General features: G+C 60.3%; 9 protein-coding genes and 1 pseudogene. 8 read left to right on the top strand and 2 right to left on the bottom strand.

Features of this window, described 5'->3' with window-relative positions:
* Positions 1-15,063, bottom strand: a 15,063-nt coding sequence (locus FBZ93_RS38800) for an AIDA repeat-containing protein (protein ID WP_146992946.1), incomplete at its 3' end; no start/stop codon positions are given.
* A 1,715-nt stretch (positions 15,064-16,778) separates the two neighbouring features.
* Between FBZ93_RS38800 and FBZ93_RS38790 the strand changes: the two genes are divergently transcribed.
* The gene (locus FBZ93_RS38790) at positions 16,779-17,672 is read left to right on the top strand and encodes a 3'-5' exonuclease (RefSeq protein ID WP_146992942.1); all 894 of its coding nucleotides are present in this window, start codon (positions 16,779-16,781) and stop codon (positions 17,670-17,672) included.
* Between the two features lie 330 nt (positions 17,673-18,002).
* Here the strand turns inward: FBZ93_RS38790 and FBZ93_RS38785 are convergent, their stop codons facing one another.
* Positions 18,003-18,173, bottom strand: coding sequence for a Flp family type IVb pilin (locus FBZ93_RS38785; protein ID WP_146992971.1), 171 nt, complete (start codon positions 18,171-18,173; stop codon positions 18,003-18,005).
* An 815-nt stretch (positions 18,174-18,988) separates the two neighbouring features.
* Between FBZ93_RS38785 and FBZ93_RS38780 the strand changes: the two genes are divergently transcribed.
* From FBZ93_RS38780 to FBZ93_RS42080, 7 genes and pseudogenes are all read left to right on the top strand, one after another.
* Positions 18,989-19,198: a hypothetical protein gene (locus tag FBZ93_RS38780; RefSeq protein WP_146992941.1), complete on the top strand. Its 210-nt coding sequence runs from the start codon at positions 18,989-18,991 to the stop codon at positions 19,196-19,198.
* Positions 19,199-19,569: 371 nt separating this feature from the next.
* Positions 19,570-19,746, top strand: a complete 177-nt coding sequence (locus tag FBZ93_RS40990; RefSeq protein ID WP_167529434.1) for a hypothetical protein — start codon at positions 19,570-19,572, stop codon at positions 19,744-19,746.
* Positions 19,747-19,749: 3 nt separating this feature from the next.
* Positions 19,750-20,415 carry an SOS response-associated peptidase gene (locus FBZ93_RS38775; RefSeq protein ID WP_146992939.1) on the top strand — a complete coding sequence of 222 codons (666 nt, stop codon included), beginning with the start codon at positions 19,750-19,752 and terminating at the stop codon, positions 20,413-20,415.
* Between the two features lie 69 nt (positions 20,416-20,484).
* On the top strand, positions 20,485-20,859 hold the full coding sequence (locus FBZ93_RS38770; RefSeq protein WP_146992937.1) for a recombinase family protein: 375 nt from the start codon (positions 20,485-20,487) through the stop codon (positions 20,857-20,859).
* Between the two features lie 39 nt (positions 20,860-20,898).
* Positions 20,899-22,959, top strand: coding sequence for an FAD-dependent oxidoreductase (locus tag FBZ93_RS38765; protein ID WP_146992935.1), 2,061 nt, complete (start codon positions 20,899-20,901; stop codon positions 22,957-22,959).
* 2 nt (positions 22,960-22,961) lie between these two features.
* Entirely contained in the window at positions 22,962-23,924 is a 963-nt protein-coding gene (locus FBZ93_RS38760) for a hypothetical protein (RefSeq protein WP_146992933.1), read from the top strand.
* Positions 23,912-24,154, top strand: a pseudogene (locus FBZ93_RS42080) (NAD(P)-binding protein); the annotation flags it as partial. The gene FBZ93_RS38760 and the pseudogene FBZ93_RS42080, both read left to right, overlap by 13 nt.
* Between the last annotated feature and the right edge of the window lie 15 nt (positions 24,155-24,169).

Here is a 24,169-nt window from a genome sequence, read left to right as displayed (position 1 = left end):
TGCGACCGAGAACTCCCCATGCGTCGCCGTCACGTTGGAAGCCGACACCGCCGGCGCCGTATCGGGCCCAGGCGTTGCCGTGAACGCCTTCCATGCCCCCCACAGGTCGCCATCGTTGGCCCGGACATACAGCGTGTCCGGCGCACTGCCGGTCGGTCCGAACACGTAGCTGACTTGAGCCAGGCTGGCTGCCGACACGTCGATCTCGGTGCCAGCCGCCTGGACCACGCCGTTGACGACCCAATGACCGCTGCCGCCGGTGTCCCAGAAGGCATATTGAGCGATCGAGTCGCTCTCGGCATCGGTCACCGAGAACAGGCTCGATGCTGCGACCGAGAACTCGCCATGCGTCGCCGTCACGTTGGACGCCGCCACCACCGGCGCCGTATCGGGCCCCGGGGTTGCCGTGAATGCTTGCCACGCACCCCACAGGTCGCCGTCATTGGCCCGGACATACAGCGTATCCGGCGTCGATCCGGTCGGCCCGAACACATAGCTCACGTGAGACAGGTTGGTCGCCGACACATCGATCTCGACGCCCGCCTGCTGCGCCACGCCGTTGACGACCCAGTGCCCGTTGCCGCCGGTGTCCCAGAACGCGTATTGGGTGATCGTGTTGTTCTCGGCATCCGTCACCGTGAACAGGCTGGTCGCCGCGGTCGAGAACTCGCCATGCGTCGCCGTCACATTCGGCGCATGCACGACCGGAGTTGGTATGCCGACAAAACCGTCACCATTGAGATCCTGGTTGAAGACGGTCTCGATTGCCTCAAGCGCGTTGCTGTTACCTGCAACGGCGCCCAGCGCATTCGACAGATAGTTTGCATTGCTGTCGGTATTCCAAACCATATACTGACTTGTCTGCGAATTCTTCCAGGCGATCAGATAGCCGTTTGTTGCCTGAGCTACTGCGATTGCCCTCCAGGCACCTGATTCGTCAGTTGTGACTACGCTTCCGGACGACTTGAGTGGCGAAGCCACACCGTTGCTGTTGACGACATAGTAGACATTCCCGACGACGGCCAAGCTTCCATTGTTGATATAAAGGGCCGTGCCCGATGAGCCGTCGTTCCTGACTTCAACGGTCTTGCCCACGAAGCTGGCGGCAGGATCAAGTTGCACATCGCAGGTGACGCCGCTTTCGGCAACGCTCAACACGTTGTTGGCAAGAAGTTGCACGGTGCCGCCTGGTGCGAACGTTAGATCGGTGATATCGATGAAATCTCCGGTCTCAAATCCGCTAATTGACACTCCCGAAACCGCGGAGATGGTGATGTCCAGGGCTCCGCTTGTACCTGAGAAATTCACTGCACCGCCAGCAACTCCGCCAGCGGCAATCTCAAGAGTGCCTCCAGATATGGTGGCTCCGAATAACGAGCCTCCTGACCAAACGGCAGCTAAACCATTGTCTGAAACGAGCGTATTGGTCGCGCTCGCACCTGAATGTATGTCGAGCTCGCCTCCGCGAATGTTGGTGCTCGCGGCTGTACCATTCGACAATACATCTTCGAGGCCGCCGCTACTTACGACCGAGGCGCTTGCAATGCCTCCCGCTTCGATGACTTCATAGCCGCCGTTGCAGACCTGAGTGCCACTAGTGCTTCCATAGACGAACTGCTCGCCGCCACTGACGATGACGCCCGATGCTGTACCGCCTGCGGAAACAATCTGGATTCCCGGATCTTCCAACAGAGTGTTCCGGGCGACGCCGCCCGACTGAATATATTGGGTCCCGCCGTCAATCACGGTCGTGCCGGAGTCCACGCCGTATACATATTGGGCGCCGCCGCTGCTTATGGTTGCACTGACGGTGGTGCCAAATACGCTTTGCGCCTCCGCATTGCTGATCACCGAGCTCGAGAGGGTCTGGCCCGCCGATATCGTAGCGGACTGTACCAACGTAATCAGTACGCCGAGGCTACCGGCAGACGACAGTTCAAATTGATCGCCACCAAATTGCTGGTTTGGATCCAGATCGAGATCGTAGGAAACGCCGTTCTGCGTCACATCGAGGATGTTTCCCGACAGGAGGCTCACTGTCCCGGCGCTGTCGTATGCGACGCCAGCCAGATCAATCCGGTTTCCTGGATCAAAGCCGCTTATCAGGTTGGTCGGAACCGCAGCTGAATCGATGACAAGCATGCCGCCCGTTCCGGCGAACATGATTGGCCCGGCCATCGTTCCACCGCTGGCGATTTCGAGCGTACCACCGTTGATCAACGAGCCGCTCGCTAGTCCTCCCGACGTGACGTTCTCGTACCCGGCGCGACCAATGACTGTACCGATCGCCGCGCCCGCCGATAGGACGTTCTGTCGCCCGTTGATGATTGTCGCTCCGGTGACCGACGCCCCCGATAGGACATTTTGAGTGCCACCGCTGAAAACCGTGTTTACTGCAGCACCACCCGACGCGACATATTGTCGGCCACCTGAGCTCAGGACCGTGCCAACGGCCCTTGCGCCGGACTCAACGTCTTGTGTGCCTGTGTCGTTGACGATCGCCCCGCTCGCCACTCCACCGGCACCGATATACTCAAGTCCTCCGCTGACAATGATCGCGCCGGTCGCTGTACCGCCGCTGCTGGCACCGAAGGCCGGTCCTATCTCCTGGATTCCGCCACTGACGATCGTGCCGATCGCAAGGCCGCCGGATTCCACATATTGATAACCGCCGCTGGCTATCGTTGCAGCCGCGGCGATGCCCGAGACAACCTGGGCGCCGCTACCAATGGTCGTTGAAATCGCGAGCCCGCCGGCGCCGACAATTTCGTTTCCTCCGCTGAGCGTCGTTCCACTGGCATTGCCCGATGAGTTCACCGTTAGCTGGCTACCGTTGCTAACGATCGAGCCATTGGCGATGCCGCCGGATTGCACCAAGAGAAGGCTGCCGCTGCTGAGGACGAGGTTCGTGGCTACATATCCCGAACCGATCTCGAGATAACCCCCGGCGCTGATCCGGGCGCCGCTCGCTACGCCACTAGCAAACAATTCGAGGCCGCCGCCGCTTGAAACGATAGGATTAAGCGCAGTGCCCCCGCCGAAGACCTCGAGGAGGCCCCCGTTCTCAACAATCGATCCTGTTACGAATGCGCCGGACGATGTCACCTGAACGCCGAACATATCCGTATTCACGGCACTGCCGGCACTGAGAACAGACTGGATTCCACCCGCACTCACGGTCGTGGCCAAAGCCAGACCGTTAGCCTCAACATATTGGCTGCCGCCGCTGCCTATAACTGTTTGCTTCACCAACCCGCCATAGTCCACGATCTGTTGACCGCCGCTTGCGATGGTCGCTGCGGACGCGATACCGCCTGCGCTGATCGAAGCTGCACGACCGACTACCTGCGTGCCACCGCCGCCAATTGCCGTGCCGTCGGCCAAGCCTCCCGAGAAGACGTATTCGGTACCGCTCAACAACGATCCCGCAACATCGGCCCCACCGGAAAATACGTACTCTGCTCCTCCATTGGAGACGGTCGTTCCGCTGACGAGCCCACCGGAGTACACCGCCTGTTCACCGCCAAGCACGGCAGTGTTGCTCGCAATGCCATAGACGTTTTCAACGCCGGCATTCAATCCGCCTTCAACAGTTGCGTTTGTGGCGATGCCGCCTGCGCCAACATCCTGCTCTCCGAACGCCTCGACCAGGGTTCGGTCAGCAATCCCTCCTGACGAAACAATCTCGAACGCGGTCTCGCCCAGCGTTCCGCTCAGGGTCGTACCGATCGCACTGCCACCGCTTGCGACGATCTGGGTACCGCCTCCACCGACGAAGACGTCTGTCGCGCTTCCGCTAACGTCCTGCTCGCCGGCGTTGATTGTGACGCCAACAGCGGCGCCGTCCGAAAGGATCTCCTGCTTGCTGCCTGCGAAAAGCGAAGCATTGGCGGCAAGGCCGCCTGCTGAGACGACTTGGTTGCCACCGCTTAGCAGAGTAGTTCCGGAGGCTACACCGCCTGTCTCCAGGATCTGGCTTCCGCCGTCATAGACCGACGTATTGAAAGCCGTTCCGTAGACATCTTGTTCTCCACCGCTGAGTACGACTCCATTCGCTGTGGCTCCGGCAGAGAGTATTTGAATCCCCGAGGACGTTACGATGGTGCCGCTCGCGCTGCCTCCGGAGGAGACATATTGAATACCATTGGCACTGACTTCGGTCCCGAGATCGGTGCCTCCTACGGTCTCTGCAGCGCCGGAACCAATCAAACTGTCTTGCGCCACCGCACCGGACAACACCCGGAGGGTCCCACCACGCATGACCTTGGTGCCAACGAGGTTGGTAAAGTCGGAGTAGGTGCTGCCGCTACCAACCGCAAGCGTGATCTCGGTGTCGGTCCGGCCCTCCCATTCAGGATCGGTTGCTGGCGTCAAGACGAACTGGAGAGACGACAGATCGATCCCCGTACCATCGAAGTCGAAGTTGTAGATGACGCCATTTTCGGTCATCTGCAGATAGTCTTGGGATTTGATTACGGTGAGCGCCAAGCTGCCGCTTGGATCATACGCGACTCCCGCGAGATCGATCGTATCTCCGAGCGAAAAGCCACTGATGACACTCAGCGCCGGACTCCCGTCCAGCCTGAGCTTGCCTCCCGTTCCGGAGAATACGACCGGACCGACGATCGAGCCGCCGACACCAATTTCCTCCTCTCCACCGTTTATGATCGAGTTGACCGCCGTTCCGCCCGAACCGACCCCCTCATAGCCGCTGCTGTTGATGGTTGTACCGGATGCGGTCCCACCCGCACCCGAAAAGCCAACCGGGCCCAAACCGATCTGGCCGATGTAGAGCTTGCCACCGCTGTTGACTGTCGTATTGATTGCCGTCCCGGCGCTGTCTACGTCCTGTTGGCCGCCTGCATTGATTGTCGTTGCCGTCGCACTTCCCTGCGCTGAGATGTCGACGAAGCCGCCATTGACGTTCGTTCCAGTGGTATGTCCGCCCGAGTAGACATATTGAAGTCCGTCACTATTCACCGTGACGGAGTTTGCGAATCCGCCAGAGAGGATTGTTTGCGTGCCATTGGCGACATTGTGATTGCCATCGACGATCGTGCCGCTGGCTATCCCACCGGCGTAGACCACCTCATCACCTAGATTGATGATTGTCGCGATTGCCTCGCCGCCCGAGTAGACATTATCAGTGCCACTGTCGTCGACGTCACTGGTTAACACCGCGCCGGAAGACACATTGAGCGTGCCACCGCTGCTTACGATAGCACCGTTGACGTGGCCCCCGGACGACACATTAAGCGTGCCGGCATTGAGGACAGCTAATCCGTTGCTTGTTTGCCCTTGCACGACATTGATAACATAGCCCGTGCCAATCTCAAGCATACCGCCAGGGTTCAAGGTCAGGTTGCTTGTCACCGCTCCGCTGAGCAATTCAAGCGCTCCGCCACTGTTAACGGTCGTCCCGACCGTGACGCCGCCTGAGTAGACGATCAGCAGACCCTGGGCGTCGATCGTCGTATTGCTCGTCGTGCCGTGATTCTGCTCCTGACCACCACCACTGATTACGGAGCTGCTCGCTGTGCCGCCAGCTTCGACGAGCTGAATTCCTCCATTGCCGATGATTGTCGCGGTCGCCGTGCCTCCGGAAGACAACGTCTGGCTACCAGCCGCGGTGATTGTCGCGGAGACAGCGCGGCCGCCGGAGAGGACGTATTGAACGCCTTGAGTTCCGATGGCGGTCTCGAAAGCGACGCCGCCCGACGACACCTGCTCGCTGCCGCCATTGCCGACGCTTGTGTTGGTCACCTGACCGCCGAAGCTGACGACGTCCGCGCCGCCGATATCGTACGTTCCTGAAGCCGCTCCACCGGACGAAATGATCTGGGTGCCGTGATTTGTCACGGTCGTGTTCAAGGTAGTCCCGCCCGAGGACACAGCCTCGGTACCGCCAATCGCAACGAGTGTACCGCTCGCAAATCCTTGCTGAAGGACATTGTCAGTGCCGCTCAGAACGACCGCGCCGCTAATGGACCCGCCGGACAGCACGTTGATCGTGCCGCTGGACTGCGCAATGAGGTTAATGAGGCTGTTGCCGGCCGCGACGTTCAAGACGTAGCCTGATCCGACCTCAATAATTCCGCCGGAATTGACTCGCAGGTTTGTGGCTGATCCGCCACCGAACAGCTCAATGATGCCGCCGCTATTGACGACGGTCCCGGTCACCGTCGCGCCGGATTGAACAAGTTCAAAACCGCCGCTGTTGATGGTCGTGTTGATGGCGGCGCCTCCGGACGAGACGATTTGAGACGCCTGATTTACGACAGTGGCGCTTGCCGTACCTCCGACAAACAGTTTCTGAGTGCCACCGGAATTGAGCGTAGTACTGATCGTCAAGCCGCCATAGGAAGCGTCCAGTTCGCCTTGGCTATTGACGATCGTGCCTATGGCGGTACCACCGCTGAAGGTGGAGCTGCCGGACTGCAGGCCGACCGATTCAACTCCGCCGCTGCTGACAATAGTGGAATACGTGGTTCCTCCCGACCAGACTTCCGCGACGCCTCCCTCCAGCAGGGCGTTGGTGGCTGAGCCGTTCGAATAGATGTACAGGGAGCCGCCACTGACAACAGCAGTCGCATTGGCTTGGCCGCCAGCGACATTCTGCGAGCCTTGATCGACGGCACCGCTCGCCAGGCCTCCTGCAAAAATGAATTCGTTCGCGCCGGCATTGATCGTCGTTCCGACGGCGCTGCCGCCGGCGGACGCGAGATCGGTACCGCCGCTGTTGACGGTCGCACCGCTGATCGTCCCTCCGGACAAAACGCCGACCGTTCCACCATTGAGAATGGTTAGACTGTTGCTGGTTTGTCCCTGACTAACGTTGAGAATGTAACCCGACGCAATCTCCAGCACGCCTCCAGGAAGTACAGCCAGGCCGTTGACGGAAGCGCCGCCGGTAAGCTCCAGTTTTCCGCCGCTGCTTACAACCGTTCCGGCGGCGGTGCCGCCGGAAAGGATGATCTCCAGACCGCCGCTGTTGATGATCGTACCGCTCGCCGTGCCAGCGTCTTCCTGCAATCCTCCGTAATCAATCGTGGTCCCGCTCGCCGTGGCAGATATCTGCACAAATTCCAAGCCGCCATTGCTGACCGTTGCCCCCGTCACCAATCCGCCGGAAGTGACTATTTGCGCGCCGCCGCTGCTAACGATGGTCCCCGAAGCCGTCCCATGCAAATTGACAGTATCAGTCCCGCCAGCATCTACCGCTGCACTGATGAGGCCTCCCGATAGAACATTGAGCGAGCCCCCGCTCAGGACTTCGATGCCGTTGCTTGTCTGTCCGGCCACAACGGCAAGGCTATAGCCGGATCCGATCTCAAGTATCGCACCGGGGGCAAAGCTGACGTTGTCGGTAGCCGCCCCGTTAAGCAGCTCGAGAGCGCCACCACTGGCGACGTTGGTGCCACTCGCGACGCCGCCGGATTGGACAACTTCCAGTCCACCACTGGCGACGTTGGTGCCGATTGTCGTTCCGCCGGCCACGAGCTGCGTGCCGCCATTGGCCACAATCGTGCCGCTGGCTATCCCCGCCGCGAACACTTCCTGTAAACCGCTGCTGTTGATGGTTGTGGCCGAGGCCGTTCCGCCGCCGAAGAAGCCACCCAGCCCCAATTCCTGCACGCCTCCGCTATCCACGGCAGCCGAATAGGAGGCGCCGCCAGCCAGCAAGACCTGGGAGCCTCCGCTCAAGACCGTGCCGACCGCGGAAGCCGTGCTCCAGACGTCTTGCGTACCGCCGGAGAGCACCGTGGTGCCGCTCGCGATGCCACCCTGCAAAACGTCTTCGAGGCCCGAAGCGCTTACGATAGTGGCGATGGCTCGGCCGCCTGACGAGACATAGTCAGTGCCGCCGCTGCTTACGATCAATCCTCCTGCAGTCCCGGACAGATCGATGGCTCCGCCCGCAAGAATGGCGGCGCCGCTTGTAAAACCTCCGGAATAGACGGTTTCAGTGGCCCCGCTGGTCAGCGTCGTGCCAAAGGCATCTCCGCCTGACGAGACAATGTCGTTGCCGCCACTGCTGACGCGCGTGCCGCTTATCGCGCCTCCTGAGAACACATTCAGGGAGCCGCCACTTAAGAGTATGATGCCTGTGCTTGTCTGGCCGGCAAACACATTGATGAGATAGCCTGATCCGATTTCAAGGAACCCACCCGAATTGATGGTGAGGTTGCTCGTTACTGCGCCGCTAAGCAGCTCAAGCACACCGCCACTGTTGACGATCGTTCCGTAATTCAGCCCTCCGGACTCGACGATTTCCGTGCCGCCGCTGTTGACCGTTGTGCCGATCGTTATTCCGTAATCCTGCTGCGATCCTGCATTGGCCAGGAACGCGCCGCTAGCCGTAGCGCCGGACTGAACTATTTCCACTCCACTGATGATGAGACTACCGAGGGCGGTCCCTCCGGATAGAACCGATTGGCTACCACCGCCTTCGACGATTGTTCCAGATGCCGTTCCAAATCGGCTGACGACATCGGTGCCGCCATTGTCGGTCGCGCTGTTGATCGTGCCGCCGGACAGCACATCGAGAACCGCACTACCCAATACTGCAATGCCAGTACTGGTCTGTCCCCCCGAAACGAAGAGCGTGTAGCCTGACCCGAGTGCCAGCTGGCCGCCTCCACCAACTGCTACACTGCTAGCGATTGCGTTACCGACGAGCTCGAGTGTCCCTCCGCTTGCCACGACGACGCCGCTCGCATAGCCGCCGCTGTCCACCAGCAATACTGCTCCGCTGCTCACGGTAGTGCTGCTGGCTCTCCCACCCGACTCGACAAAGACAACGCCGCTTTTGACGATCGTTCCCGTAGCGCTTCCGCCCGAGCCAAGCAGCTGGAAACCGCCATCGACCGTGGTCCCGCTCGCAACCCCGTTGAGAGTGATCTGCTGGTCGCCGCCGACGTTGACCAGCGCACCCTGGGCCACTCCGCCCGAGAACACGCTCTGGAAACCGCCGCTGACAATGGATCCGCTGGCAGTGCCGCCGATGACATCCTGATCCCCGCCGCTACCGACGACCGTCCCGAGAGCCGAGCCACCGGAATAAACAGTTTGAAATCCGCCGCTGCTGATCGTGGCGCTCGTTGCAACTCCGCCACTGGAGATGGACTCATTTCCTGCACTGTTGACGATCGTGCCACTCACGAAACCGGAGGAGTAGACGTTGTCGATTCCCGCACTGTCGACCAATCCAATCGCCGCGCCGCCCGACAGAACGTTGACTGCGCCCCCACTCAGAACAGTGATGCCGCTACTTGTCTGTCCGGCTGAGACATAGATCTGGTATCCAATCTCCAGGATGCCGCCTGATTTCAACGTAAGGTTGCTCACGAGGCTGCCACTTAGAAGCTCCACAATGCCGCCGCTGCTGACAACAGCGCCAGTTGTCAGGCCGCCGGATTGAACGAGCTCAATGCCTCCGCTGCTTATGATCGTCCCGCTGACGACACCACCAGAAAGGACCGTCTGTGATCCGCCTCCATCCACATTGGCCGAGACAGCCACACCGCCGGACGAGATGACTTGACGACCCTGGCTGTCGACGGTCGTGCTGCTCGCAACGCCGGCAACAAAGACGACCTGAAGACCACCACCGCTGACGGTTGTAGCGACCGTCGTTCCGCCGAAAGCAGCTCCTTGTTCGCCACCACTGCTGACGATCGTGCCTATCGCAGTTCCGCCGCTCAGGATGCCATTATCATCCTGGGTGCCGATCAGTTGATAACCCCCGCTGTCGACAAGGGTGGCGGAAGCGACCCCGCTCGACCATACCGCCTGACCACCTCCACTAAGTACCGTATCCGTGGCCAAGCCGCCTGAATAAACATCCTGCTCTCCGAAATGGACGGTCACTTGCGTCGTCGTGCCGCCCACAACTTCCTGGAAGCCGCCACGGATCGATGTTCCGCTTGCGGAGGCGCCGGAATAGATAAACTCATCCGAGAATGCGCTGATCGTTGTTCCGAGGGCCGCGCCGCCAGAGGAGACGTAGTCGAATCCTCCTGGCGCGAAATCAGTGCCACTGGCCAATATGCTGCTGACGACCTCGCCGCCGGCCGAAACGTTTACGCTGCCACTTACCGAGGCGCCAATGGCGATGCCACCCGATAGAACGACCAGCTCGCCGCCGCTTAGAACGTCGGCGCCTATCCGCGTCTGACCGACGGCGACGTGGTCTATCTGCCCGCCACTGACGACCGAGGGTGGTGATGAAATTGTGATAAGCGTGCCGGAACCGCCGTCCGGAGAGATCTGAAATACGTCACCCGCCAGGTTCTGTGCCGGATCGAGCTGCAGATCATAGTAGTTGAAGCCTTCTGCAACTTCGAGCACGTTGCCCGCCAGCGGTGGGTTGGTAATGGTTTCCGAGTTTTCGAACGCGACCCCCGTCAGGTCGATCGTGTCCCCAACCGCGAAGCCGCTAATGACTCCATTCGGCATGACAAGGCCGTCGATGCGGAGTGTGCCGGTGGGGCCGGCAAAGGTGACGGCACCGCCGATCTCGGCGCTTGCAGCAATCTCCACAACGCCGCCACTGATGATCGCACCGCTGGTCGTGGCGTTCGCCGCAACGTATTCAAAGCCGCCGCTCTCGACGAGTGAACCGCTTGCGCTTGCGCCAACTGTATGGCCATCGCCGATGTATTGCGTGCCGCCGAGACCGATAGTGGCTCCGCTCGCCGTTCCAAGATAAACATCTTGCACGCCACCGCTTCCGATCACCACTGCTGTTGCAGCGCCGCCCTCGATGTTTTGGTGCCCCAAAACGGTCGCGCCATAATCGTTGCCTTGGAGAACTTCGGTACCGCCGGAATTGATCGTTGCTGCACTCGCAGTTCCGGATGTCTCGACAAATTCGGTTGCGCCAAAATCGACCACCGTCGAGCGCGCCGTCCCGCCGGCGAAAACAACCTGGCTGCCGCCGCTAATCACAGTGTTGCTGGCAGTCCCGGAGCCATAGACGAACTGAGTCCCGCTGACGACGGTCGTCGCCATCGCGACCGCGCCAGACGATACGTACTCCGTTCCACCGCTGATCGTTGTGCTGACAGCAGCTCCTCCCGAGAGAATGTAGTCGCCTCCCCCGCCAGTAATCCGCGCTGCGCTCGTTCTGCCGAAGACGTATTGCAGGCCGCCCGTGATCTGTGCGCTGGTTTCCGATCCAGCAACGATCTCTGAGCCACCCGTCGCGATCGCGGTGCCGCTCGCCATGCCACCCGACCTGACGTCGAGCAAGGCGCCCCCATCCACTATGGTTGCACCAATCGCACCGCCGGACTGGACGTATGCGACGGCTCCGCTTTCGAGGGTGGCGCTGACTGCAGTCCCACCCGACTGCACTTCGAATGTTGTGCCATTGGGAACGACAGTTGAGCTGGCGATTTGTCCGCTCGAGACCAAATCAGTTGGACCGGCGACAACGTTGACGCTTGTTCCGCCGCTGCCGTCAGGTGTCAGCGTGAACTGAAGGCCTGCCAGGTCCTGTCCCGGGGCGAAATGCAGGGTAGTTTGCCCAGTTCCGATAATTGCCAGGGCCGGGTTGGATAAATTGGCGTTCGGAACGAGAACAGTCGTTGCGGCCGGATTAAAGGATGCAGAAGGCAGGTCGATGACGTCGCCTGCGATCAAGCCACCGATAGCGACACTAGGCGTCGCAGCGCCAGTGATTTGTAGCGTAACTGCCCCGGATCCCGCGATAAGGGTGTCGGCAGTACCCGCGGCAATCAGTCTTTCTGGTCCGCCGCCGCCGACAATGGTGTCCTGACTTCCGGAGACAAGAACGGTCGATATGCCAACCAGCTGATCTCCTGAAACCGCACCTGATTTGAGAGCCGTGCCCTTTGAAAGATCGACAGTAATTCCGTCGGCCGAGTAGGACGCAATTGTGAGCCCGGAGCCGCCCTCCAAAGTATTTCCGGACGCATTGCTTTCAAGCGTCGTGGGACCCGGCCCTCCGATCAGCGTGTTGCCGCTCGTACTGCCGCTGGCGATCAGTATGCTGGCACCTCCCCCGCCTGTCAGCGTGTCGTTCGTTGCTGAGCCGATGACCTGGAGCGTTTCATCGCCATTGCCTCCTGTGAGGCTTTCACCAGATGCCGCTATGCTTACCGTGGAAACGTGCGTCGAACCGTCGTCGACGTAGGAAGCTCCCGGCGCAAACTGCGCCGAAGAGCCGGACTCGTTGACCACAAGATCAGAGACACCGATGATGTTGTCACGAAGCGAGAGCTGGGCAAGGGTAACGCCCTTGAGAACCACCGTGCTGCTGCCCACGCTTATCTGGGTGCTGGCGATGCCGCCAATCGTGACGACACTGATCGAGCCGGTGGTAGCCGCGTCACCCAGAAAATCCAGGCGACTCCCATTGGCACCCGAGTGAAAGTTGGCGATCGTCGCGGTCGTGTGCGGCAGGATCGCGTAAATGCTTGGGCTCGATCCATCGGACAGGCTTTCCGAGCCCGTTGTGGGATTGCCCCTCGAATCGAACCCCGGAGCAACGATGACGAGGTCGCCTCCGCCGGCGGTAACGGTCGAGCCGTTCAGGGCGACCGTGACCTGTGTCGTTCCCCAGGATCGCGCGATTGCGGCGGCGAGAGACTGTAATGCGGAATCCCCGACGGCCAGCGCCTGACTCGCGGATCTCTGAACAGAGAACCCCTCTTTTGCTTCGAGCGCGGACGCAACGTTGTAGTATTTCCTGAGGGTCGTCTCGAGCGAGCTGAGAAGCTGCTGCGACTGGTTCATATCGGCGCCAGCAGACTTGAGCAGCGAGACTGCCCAGGCGAAGTCTTGCAGCGCGCCCATCCACTGCGTCTCGGTCGCTGCAGTATCGTTGTTGGCTATAACATCCGCCGGCGAGCCGATCTGAGCGTTCTCCGCGTTTACGGTAACCGCGTCAGCCTCGCTTTGGGTTTGGGCAGATGCAGCATTGCCGACTGCTGCAGTGACTGGAAGCATCGCCTTGAGAAAGACGTTCACAGCCTGCTCACTGGCGATGACACCGTTCGCGATCGACAACGAGGTCTGAACATTGCTGGTCGATCTGTAGACGACCGGGGTCGTATTCCCAGACCACGTGACAAGCAACTTCAGAGCCGAGGTGAGCGACTTCCCCGCCGCCGTTGCCATTCCTTCGGTTTGGGCGGCATTGCTGCTCAGGACGTGGTTCAGGAAAGATAATGCAGCCGCGCTCTGTCCCTGTAGGGTAGCGGACTTGGCAAACGTCTGTGACGTAACCGGGCTGCCTTGATCAGGTATTAGGCTGGACGTCGGACCGGAGGAGATAAGCTGCGGACCAGGCCCGGTAAGGCGCGCCTGTACTTCGTAGTATACGCTGTCGTAGTCGTCCTCTTCATCGTCCTGTTCGGAATAGCCGTCATCATCTTCATCGCCGTCTCCATCATCGAAACCCGTATAGTAATCCGGCGGTGGAGGCTGGTATACGGGCGGAGGATCAACGAGCTGGCTCGGCGAATTGGCGTCGACCCCAGCTTGATACGATGCACTTTGGTCGGCGCCCTCCGAATCGACGGAGCCTTCAACGATGGATTGAACGCCGCCGATGTCAGGATTCTGGCCCTGGAGATCAGGAGGCACTGTGCCTTGAACGATCTGTGATTGGTCGCTTGCGAATTGTGTTTCAGCAGTCGTGGTCGTGCTGAGGTTGATGCTCGCGTCTTGCTGCCCGGCTGTATTCGCGAGGTAGTACGGAATGGAAGTACCGTTTCCATTTTGAAAGGATTGACCATCGACCGTTGCCGCGAGCAGTTGAGGCGTGTTGTCTTGTCCAACTTGCGAGGAAAAGCCGTAATCAAGTGAGATAGGGCCATTCGCCGCGGACGCGTCCGTGAACTTTTCATTCGTTCCGCTTTGATCAACGCCTGCGGTTTCGGTCCATCCGGAGACGACGGGACCTGTCAGTGTCACGGAGTTTGTGGTGATATCGGCGGCAAGTTCTGGCAGATCCTTTGTTACGAGCTCGAACGCATTCTCTGTTGCCTTGCCAACACCCACTGTAGCTGCGGCCGTTGTTAGGATGGTCATGCCATCCGCTACCATTGGCGCCACGAACGAGGTTATCGCTGCAGTCCCGAACTGCGCATAAAGAGCGGTTTCGATCGTGCCAGTGATGGCTCCTTGAATCGCTATGTAGGTGGCGGAGCCAGCCGCAGCGGCAGCAATTTCCGGAGCGAGGAGCGCAGCCGCAAAGACACCTAGCACGCAACCCACAGCGGCTTCGGGATTTTCCTCAACGACAGTTACAAGTCCCTCAGCGGCGGCGTCGGTCGCCGCAAGTGCATTTTCGAGGTCTATGCCGCCAAAACCCAAGACTCCTGATGTGATCGAAAATACTACGCCGATGGCTTGAGTCGTAGTGAGGCCAAAATATGTATCAGAGTCCGGAGGATCAGAGATCAGTGTGCCGCCGCCGCTGCCGTCGGAAGCAACGGTGAAGTTTGTTGGACTGTATCGGCCGAGCACTGTGATATTTGCAGCGTGCGTGCCGTCCTGGACAGTTAGCGTCCCGCTCGTCGCGTTGGTCTGTGTCCAAGTTATCGGCTGCACTGACGCAAATGAAATATCGGCCAAATCGAGAACATCGGTTGGCGAGTTGAAACCGGCTAGTGTAGCGCCGCTACCAAGGCTGCTCGACTGGTCAAGGACGAGCTTGCCGCCGTCACCCGAAAAAGCAATCGTGCCTTGGATACTTCCTCCGGAAGTAACAATTTCGGTGCCGCCCGCCAGCACCACACCGGTCCCTGTACCTCCCGATGAAATCCATTGAACGCCGCCGGTCTCTAGGCGCGTGTTGCTAGCGACACCTCCGGCGAAAACCACTTCACTGCCACCACTGGAAACTGCCGTGAAATCGGCCTCGGCACCACCGCTCACGCCGACGCTTCCGCCACTGCTAACTATGGCGCTCGTTACAATTCCGCCGCTTGTAACGCTCAATTGGCCATCGCCGATGACAATATATTGCGCGTCATCGGGCGCGATTGCGGAATCCGCGTACGTCCCACTACTTACAAAAATCTTGCTCATGATCGGTCCGCAAGTACTTCGAAAGACATTATTCGCTGATTATCGGCAACTTGTATGACCTCTAAATTGATTAGCGTGGTGGAAGGCGATTTTGGCGACCATCGCCTTTGGTGCGTGACGTATCGCTTCACCTTCGCGATTGTACCGCGAGCAGTGTTGGCCTCTTGCCGCAGGGATGACGCTGCTGGTGTTGCGATCTCGTCGAGGATCTCCCCCGTTCGAACCGACCGCAATCGCGAAGTCGCCTGCGGCCAAATCTTCCCGCGCTAACGCTTTCGATTTCTGCAGAACTACGATGCATGCCGTAGCCGTGACCGTGGATGGCCGACGCTGCCGTGCTCACCAGTGAGCACGCAGCTTGTGCATCCGTGTTGGTCTGGGCGAGCGCGCCTTGGGGCGTCGTCGTAATGGTGACTTCAACACCGAAAAGATCGACGCTAGTCGTCATGAGCTCACCTATTTCAGCGCGTTTGCACCGAGCTCACGTTGCCATCCCGGCGCAACTAGTCGTCGTTAAGAGCTCGCTCTGACATGAGAGCGATCGCCAGCAATTCGCTGCTATACAGATCCAACGGCTGCACAGACGTGACAGATCGGGCGCACGCAAATCGTTTCCGCGGCGCGCAAACTCAATAAGCCTGCCCCATCCCGAAGGCGACTGCTGGATAGGGCAAGATCGAGATCTGGTCTCTGGAGAAAGGAGTCCTCCCCCTAAGAAAATTCATGTTGCCAATCGCACCGATCAGCCAATTCACATCAAATATTATGCGACATTATGCCCCATTTGCTGGAGCAATCAAGACACCTCGCGCGATACGAAAGTGCAATTTGCTGTCAAGGCCGACAAACCCAGAGAGCTTCGATGCTTGGAAGAGCTGGCATTGGAGACAAGTGACGCCAGCCTTCAGCATGCCATGGGACCCGTCGAGCTCAGTCTTCACCTCGCCATTCAACACTCAATCCGGCGGCCTACGATCGCCTAACCGGCGTCCCCAAGATGCGACAGGTCCGAGTAAGGGTATGGTCTCCTGGCCCGAGTTTGGGCCTGAGATCTGCTTCAGGCATGGCCGCGATTTGGTCGTGGCTCCTCGCACGACAGCGAGCAGGCTTCGATGCTTGCGTGTTTGGTGCCCGGGGCAACAGTCTCGCTTACGTGCCACCGTTCACCCGGCCCTTGATCCACAGGGCAACCGCGCCAATCAGCGCCGTCAACACCCCGCTCCACCAGATTGACCTCGGCCGCGCGGCGCTGATCGAGCTAAGGTACAAAAATGCTCCGAGCACGACACCATAGTGCTTACGAAACTCACCGCTTCTACGGGCAATTTCGACGAGGTCCGAAGACCTGGCCTCATGATTTGCCATCACAACCGCCTCACCCTTCTCTTTAGTCATCATGATAAAGGTGAGTTGGGTGTTTCGTCGAGTCTTGTTTCGTATTTTCCGAATAATGTGATCGCTGAGCACTGATCAGAACGCGAGGGATCGAAGCCGCCAGGCCGTGACGCGAAGCGGCACGGTTCAAGAGAGCCCGCCCGCATCCTACGGCGCGCAAACCGGCTCCGCCCCCTGCCAGCTCCAAGCGAGAAAGGCTGTCCCGCTGCTCGGGCGCTATCCACCCGCCCAAGACCCTATCCACAGGCACCTGATGCGGGGGCCAGTCCGATCGGGTAGATTGGCGAGCTTTCAACCAAAATGATCGTCCGCCGCTCGATATGACCGTCCAACCGCCCCTCGCCGAGATCGCCGGCATGTTGGAGCAATCCCCCGACTACCGGGTGTTGCGCCGGCTGGTACCCCGCTCCGAATTCACCCCGAGCAGCGGGCAATCGACCAAGACCGCGATCCTGCTCGACGTCGAAACCACCGGGCTCGATACCGCCCGCGACGAGATCATCGAGCTCGGGATGGTCAAGTTCACCTATCTTCCGGATGGAAGGATCGGCCGGGTCATCGATACCTTCAGCTGCTTCAACCAGCCATCGATCTCAATTCCAGCCGAGATCATTGCGCTGACCGGCATCACCGACGAGATGGTCGAGGGTCACAGCCTCGATGACGAGCGCATCAGGAAGTTCGCCGCGGATGCGGTCGTGGTCATCGCGCACAACGCGAGCTTCGATCGGAAGTTCATGGAGCGCTACGCGCCGCTGTTCACGCACAAGGCCTGGGCCTGCTCGGTCAGCGAGGTCGAATGGCGCGGCCACGGTTTCGAGGGGTCGCGCCTGTCCTATCTCTTGATGAAGGCCGGGCTGTTTCATGAGGCGCACCGGGCGGTCGACGATTGCCTGGCGCTGCTCGAGATCCTCGCGATCACCCTGCCCCAGCTCGACCGCACCGTGCTTTCTGTTCTGCTGGAGCGGGCCCGCCGCAAGACGATCAGGATCTGGGCCGAGCAATCGCCGTTCGAGCTCAAGGACGAACTGAAGCGGCGCGACTATCGCTGGAGCGATGGCGCCGATGGCCGGCCGCGGTCCTGGTACATCGACGTCGATGAACCGGATCAGGCTGCCGAAATCGAATACCTCCAGGGAACGATCTATCAAAGAGACGCCGAGATACGGACCCAGACACTCACCGCGTTCGACCGATTTTCCATAAGGGTCTAGGGACCATCCATGGCATCCACCGGATGTCGGCGTGTGGCCCTTGGACATTTTCCGCGCGCCGACCGCCTTGCAAGATTGACCTCTGGCCTTTTTGCTCTAGGCATTCACGAATGACCGCGCCGACGCTGGGGCGCGCACTCCAGCAACCTGAACTGCCTTTGGTCGGGCGACTTCACGCCCGGTTACTTCTTGGGCTTGATCCAAGGCAGACTTTGATCGGTTTATCTTTTGGGCAAACGCACCGGGTGACACAGGACACCCGGTGCAACGCCTTGACCAGCCACGGTGCGCTGAGAACGCTTTGGTCAAGAGGGTCGCGCTAGGCTATCACTAGCCGGACGTCAAAGCCGTTTTAACGCTCTCAAAGGTCGCCTTCAGGTTGGTGCCAACACCGCTGACTGCCCCGATGATCGCAATCGCAATGCCAGTCGCAATCAGCCCGTACTCAATGGCCGTAGCGCCCGACTCATCCCTCAAGAATGCACTAAAAACAGCCTTCATCATTGCACCTGCCCAGTTTCTGTCGAGACGCATTGTCGCGTCCAGAAACGAACTAGGGCGGCAAAGCCTAAGGTTGTTTAAATCGCCGATACACGGATTCGCGAGACAATCGAACTAAATTGTGACTCGAATTTTCGGGAAACCGCGCGATTGGATTCGAACGCTGCATCCATGCAACCTCAGATATGGTCACGGCATTAGCCAAATCGCGGTGATTGCAATGCCTTATGAGCTCGTATTTCGAACGCAGGCAATTTTGAGCGAGCTCGAATTGAGCTTGGGTGCAAGCGGAACTTGCAACAATTGCGACGCACGCGACGATAGTCGTGTGACAACTTGACGCTGCAGCAACCGCACCTACTCGCGCAGCGAGATACCGCATGGCGGTCGAAAAAACTGATGTACGAGGGTCGGCATTTGGCCAGGCAGACGTGTTTTCAGTTCGGCTTGTATTTCGCCTTGCGCAGGAATTTCGATCGTGAAGCCAAAGCCATCGCAGTCGCGAGCGGGAAAAGCAGCTCTGCAGTTGTTGCCGCATAGTGCACTCAACGCGGTCCTGATCCGGCGCGAGGGATCGAAGCCGTGAGGCCGTGACGCGAAGCGGCACGGTTCACGAGAGCCCGGCCCGCGACCAGCGGCGCGCAAGATCGCTCTGGATCGCCAGTCCCGCGCCATCCGGCACTGTCTCAGCCCCCAACGGTGGTGTCCCCGACAGTTCGACACTGCCTGCGCGAGCGACGGCACGCATGAGCATCGCACAATTGACAAAAGAACATAACAAGAACATACTGTAGCCGCCAACTGGAAGTCAAACCATGCAGACCGATGCAAACGCGCCTCAGGGTATCGACCCGCTGGATGCTGCTGCAGATCAGGTGATCATGGCCTGTGACGGAGACGTCCGCGCCGCGGTGCGAGCGCTGATCGTCGCCAAAGGACTGCTGGAGGCAGAATTGAATGAGGCTTATGCAGCGAGTTCGAGGGGATATGCCCGCAGCCGACCTCGCAGAACCAAGCAGGATTGAGCGCGCTCTCGATTTGCAGTGCCATTTTGGCGCGCCCCGACCGTCGTCGCAGGCGACGTCATCGCCTCACAACTGTTGCTTGAGGAGCGATGACAGTGCCAATGCGGGCGGATCAAAAACCGAATCCGCAGACCGCGGGCCGTCGCAAACACTACGGCTCGTTCGACGACCAGAACACCGTATTGATCCGGATTTCTGAGAGGATAGGACGGCCGTAATGCAATCTCTGCCGTTGGTTCCGTGATTTGCAGAGCATTTTTCACCTTTGATTTTTGACAGGCCTATTGCAGCCGGCCGGAAAGGACCGCCCCAGGGACGGTCCTTTTCGATTCAACGCCCATTCCAGCGGTCGACATTGCGAGGATTCACGTTTGACAAAAGAGCAACTCGCTCGCGACGCCGCAGAAATATTCCGACTGCTGCGGGCATTCCGCACGATCAAGGATCGCGCAACGCGACGACACGTTATTGAGACTATCGAGGCAATGGCCGAAGGCCGCACAGCCGACAAGGCACTCGACGACGAAGCCGGAACGCCTCATGTTTGAGTGATGTGTAATCTCTACAGCATCACGACCAACCAGGCGGCGATCCTCAACCTGTTTCGGGTGGTCAACCGGTATGTCGGCAACCTCGCTCCCATGCCGGGTGTCTTCCCTGATTATCCCGCTCCGGTAATACGCAACACAGGTGATGAACGCGAGATCGTGTTGATGCGCTGGGGCATGCCCCCGCCGCTGCGAACAGGCGGGCCGCCGGTGACCAACATCCGCAACACCTCCTCACCGCACTGGCACGCTTGGCTAAAGCCGGAAAGCCGCTGTCTGGTCCCGTTCAACAGCTTTGCCGAGTACGCGCCGGAGCCTAACCCCGAGACCAAGAAAAAGGACGTCGTCTGGTTCGCGCTTAACGACGATCGACCACTGACAGCCTTCGCCGGTATCTGGACCGAGTTCAGGGGTGACCGTGGGACGAAGTCCAAACCTATCCCTGGACCACACAACGTCTACGGTTTCCTGACAACGGCACCGAATTCAGTCGTCGAGCCTATTCACCCCAGGGCCATGCCGGTCATTCTCACCACCGACGAAGAACGCGACGTCTGGATGCGCGCACCATGGGACGAAGTGAAGGCGCTGCAACGGCCACTGCCGGACAACGTCCTCAAGATCGTCATGCGAGGTCAAGAAAAAGAGGACAGGATCGTCACCGCCTAATTGGCGACGAATACCGCTTCTGTTAAGAGTTCCTATCGGTTGACGGTCGCCCGGCGGAGGCACGTTCCGATGGCCAACGATTCAGTTGTGCGACGAGACGATCAGCGTAGCTCTGATATGACTAGGCGAGCCGCACAGTACGTCCGTATGTCGACGGACAAGCAGGATTACTCAACGCTAAACCAAGAGGCGGCGATTGCAGCATACGCCGCTGCTCGCAGCCTCAAGATCGTTCGGAAATATGCTGACGAAGCGCGGAGTGGATTGCACTTTAACAGCAGACCAGCGCTCAAGTCCCTGCTCGCGGACGTTCTGACCAGGCGAGCTGATTTCGGGCTCATGCAGCTGCGTTCGCGAACCCAGGGCCCATGTACGGTCCGAGCCACGTTGTACGAAGCGAGCTTGATGTTCTCAAAGATTCCGCACCCATGGAGACGCCAATAGTGTAAGCTCCGAAACGGATCGCAAAGGGGGGCCAGTCGAATGGGGGCCGATACCGGAGTGCGACCGGTCAAGGTCACCGTGCTGGGCGGGGGTGTGGCCGGACTGGCGGCTGCTTTCGAGCTGTCCGACCCGAGGCACGGGGGCCGTTTCCAGGTTACGCTGCACCAACTGGGCTGGCGTCTTGGCGGCAAATGCGCAAGCGGGCGCGATCTCGATACTGCGCTGCGCACCAAAGAGCATGGGCCACATATCTTCTTCGGCTTCTATGATAACGCTTTCGCCGTACTGCGCGAGGCCTACACGGCGCTCGCGGCGGATCCCGCGCGGGTATTTCCGACCATTGAGGATGCGTTGGTCGCCCATAACAGCCTCGCCACGATGGAGCAGCAAGACGACGGCTCTTGGCTGCCTTGGGTGATCGACCTTCCCACCTTGCCCGGCCGACCCGGCGATGGCTTGCCCCAGCCACAGGCGCAGGCCCTCGACGCGCTGATGGGCATCATCGAGCGAAACGCCACCGAGCTTGTCGCGCAGCAAGCGCCAGGCCCCAATGCGCTCCACAGCGCCTTGATCTTCTCGACGCTGGCGACGGTGAAACTGCAGGCAGACGCACTGATCAAGGCCAGTCCGGAGGGACGCGAGGCCGGCACCGCCCCCTTCGCTCACGGCCTCAAGCAGCTGCAAGGTGCCATTCAGGCAGCAAGGCCAGGGCTCGCTGGCCAATCGGTCTCGTGGCGCAGGCTGAAGATACTGGCCGACCTCGCCATTGCCACCGCCATCGGCATGGCCCTCGACAACCTGATCTGGCCGACGCGTCAATCGGTCGCCGCAGCCAACGAGTTCGAATATCGCGCGTGGTTACTGCGGCACGGCGCTCTGTCTGAGACTGCCAACTCGGCAATCGTCCGGGCGATGTACGACACTGTCTTCGCCTATCCTGGCGGGGACGTTAATGTGCCCGGCAACGTCGAGGCTGGTTCGGCGGTTCTCACGCAAAAGGGGCTGATCTCCTATCGCGGCGCGCCGTCCTACAAGATGCGTACCGGCACCGGCGATGTTACTGCCGCGCCGCTGTATCAGGTGCTTGTCCAGCGCGGCGTTACCGTGAACTTTTTTCACCGCGTCGATGAGTTGATCCCGGCCGCCGACGGTACCATCGAGAGCATTCGCATCGGCGTTCAAGCGACGGCGAACCCTGGCGGATATCAGCCGTTGATTAACGTCAAAGGCGTGCCCGCCTGGCCAGACCGGCCGCTTTATAACCAGCTCGTCCAAGGCGACGCGCTACGGGAAGGCCACATCGACCTTGAATCTTTCTGGACGCCCTGGGTAGACCCTGTGCCGCCGATCATTCTATCGCGCTCGGCCGGAGATTTCGACGCGGTCGTGCTGGCAATCCCTGTAGGAGCTCTCGGCAATCTCGCCACGAAACTCACCCAGCCCAGCTGGCTTGCGATGTTAGCCGGCTCAAGCACCGTGCGGACGCAGAGCGTGCAGGTATGGCTCAACCGCGACACCGGCTGGAGCACGGGCGCCGCGCCGGTCGTCACCGGCTACGACCGTGCCTCGATAGACACCTGGCTTGATGCGAGCGAGGTGATCCCGTTCGAGGACTGGCCCGCACCTGCGCCGGTTCACATGGCAATTCTGTGCGGCCCGCTGGTGCAACTGGGCGCCGCGCCGCCGCCCAGCGATCATGCGTTTCCCGGCGCCGAGGCAGCGGTCGTGGCCAATGGCGGTCAGCAATTCCTCAACGCCGCGGCGCCGCTCTGGCCCGCGCTCACCAGCGCCAACGGCTTCGACTGGTCGGCGCTCACCGCCCCCGCCACCAGCTCCGGCCCGCTCCGCTTTCAAGCTCAATACTGGGGGGCGGCAATCAATCCGGGTGATCGCTATGTGCTGACGCTGGTCGGCTCAAGCAAGACGCGGCTGCAGCCGGGTGCCAGCGGCTACGCCAACCTCTACCTTGCCGGCGACTGGACCGATTATGGGCTCAATCTCGGCTGCTTCGAGGGCGCGGTCATGTCCGGGCTGATGGCGGCAAACGCCATCACCGGCGATCCGCGCCCGATCCTGCGTAACCCATTCGACGAGAGCTGACCATGCCTGACCCACAGCCGGCAGGCGCGCTGCCTGCCTATGTCGATTATCCGAGCGTCCAGACACTACCCGGGCCGATTGCCTTTACCAACGTACGAATGTCCGCGTTCTACCTCGCTGCCGACGGTAGCGTATTGCAGACGCTGTGCGACCGCCTGATCGCCACGCCCAGCGGCGGGCGCGTGCGGTTCACGCCGATGCCCAGCGTCATCATGAGCTTCACCGAATTCCCACATTCGGTCTTCGTCAATTACGCCAACCGCGGCGTCGCGACCGAGCGCGAGCTTTCGTTCGGCATCCCCGGCATATTCACGACCTTCAATGGGTCAATTCCCGTCGAAATCGGCTTTGCCCTGTTCATGCCTTTCCTGTTCCTCGACAATCCAGTGGCGCTGATGACGGGGCGGGAGAATTACGGCTTCTTCAAACAGACTGGACAGATCGGCATGCCCGACGACCCCGGTAGCGCCGGGTTTTCCGCCGATGTCTATGGCTGCCCCAGCTTCAGCCCAAACGCAAATTGGGGCCAGCAGTGCCTCATCACCCTGCGGCGCGTGGCGGCGGCGGCGCCCCACCCGGCGCTCGGCCTGCCCTGGCCTGACCCGAAGGCAGCCGCACGCAATCTCGCTGCGGCGATGCAGGCGGCGGCCAGCGGCGCAACAATCGCGCCAGCCGCGTTCGCCGATTTTCTCACCGGCAGCCTGCCGCAGATTTTCCTCAAGCAGTTTCGCGACATCGCCGACGGCACGCGCGCCTGCTACCAGGCCGTCACGCTTGCCCGCTACAACGTCACCAGGCTGATCAGCGTCAGCTTCGAGGATCAGTACGCGATTGACCTCAAGACGCTCGACAGCACGCCCGTCGCCGCCGCGCTCGGGCTCGCGCCGGCGACCCAGACCAGTCTTGGAATGCGGGTCGAGATGGACATGCAACTGGATAACGGCAAGGTGCTATGGCAGGCATAGGCGCTCCGGCGACGCGGCAAAAAATCGCCATCGTTGGCGGCGGCATGGGCGCACTGACCGCCGCCTATTGGCTGACCGATCCCAGTCTCGGCGGACGCTACGAGGTCACAGTCTACACGATGGGCTGGCGGCTCGGCGGCAAGGGCGCCAGCGGTCGCAACCAGAAGCGCAACGGCCGCATCGAAGAGCACGGACTGCATATCTGGTTCGGCACCTATCACAACGCGATCGCGCTGATGCGGAGC

The sequence above is a fragment of the Bradyrhizobium macuxiense genome (genome assembly GCF_007993935.1).
Classification (GTDB): domain Bacteria; phylum Pseudomonadota; class Alphaproteobacteria; order Rhizobiales; family Xanthobacteraceae; genus Bradyrhizobium; species Bradyrhizobium macuxiense_A.
The sequence above is the reverse complement of the archived record's forward strand: the minus strand, read 5'-3'. Positions and strand labels throughout refer to the sequence as shown.

Bases quoted from the DNA above. Each gene is read 5' to 3' on its own strand.
- FBZ93_RS38790 (WP_146992942.1), top strand. From the start codon at position 16,779: ATGACCGTCCAACCGCCCCTCGCCGAGATCGCCGGCATGTTGGAGCAA.
- FBZ93_RS38775 (WP_146992939.1), top strand. From the start codon at position 19,750: ATGTGTAATCTCTACAGCATCACGACCAACCAGGCGGCGATCCTCAAC.
- FBZ93_RS38760 (WP_146992933.1), top strand. From the start codon at position 22,962: ATGCCTGACCCACAGCCGGCAGGCGCGCTGCCTGCCTATGTCGATTAT.
- FBZ93_RS38765 (WP_146992935.1), top strand. From the start codon at position 20,899: ATGGGGGCCGATACCGGAGTGCGACCGGTCAAGGTCACCGTGCTGGGC.
- FBZ93_RS38770 (WP_146992937.1), top strand. From the start codon at position 20,485: ATGGCCAACGATTCAGTTGTGCGACGAGACGATCAGCGTAGCTCTGAT.
- FBZ93_RS38780 (WP_146992941.1), top strand. From the start codon at position 18,989: ATGCAGACCGATGCAAACGCGCCTCAGGGTATCGACCCGCTGGATGCT.
- FBZ93_RS38785 (WP_146992971.1), bottom strand. From the start codon at position 18,173: ATGAAGGCTGTTTTTAGTGCATTCTTGAGGGATGAGTCGGGCGCTACG.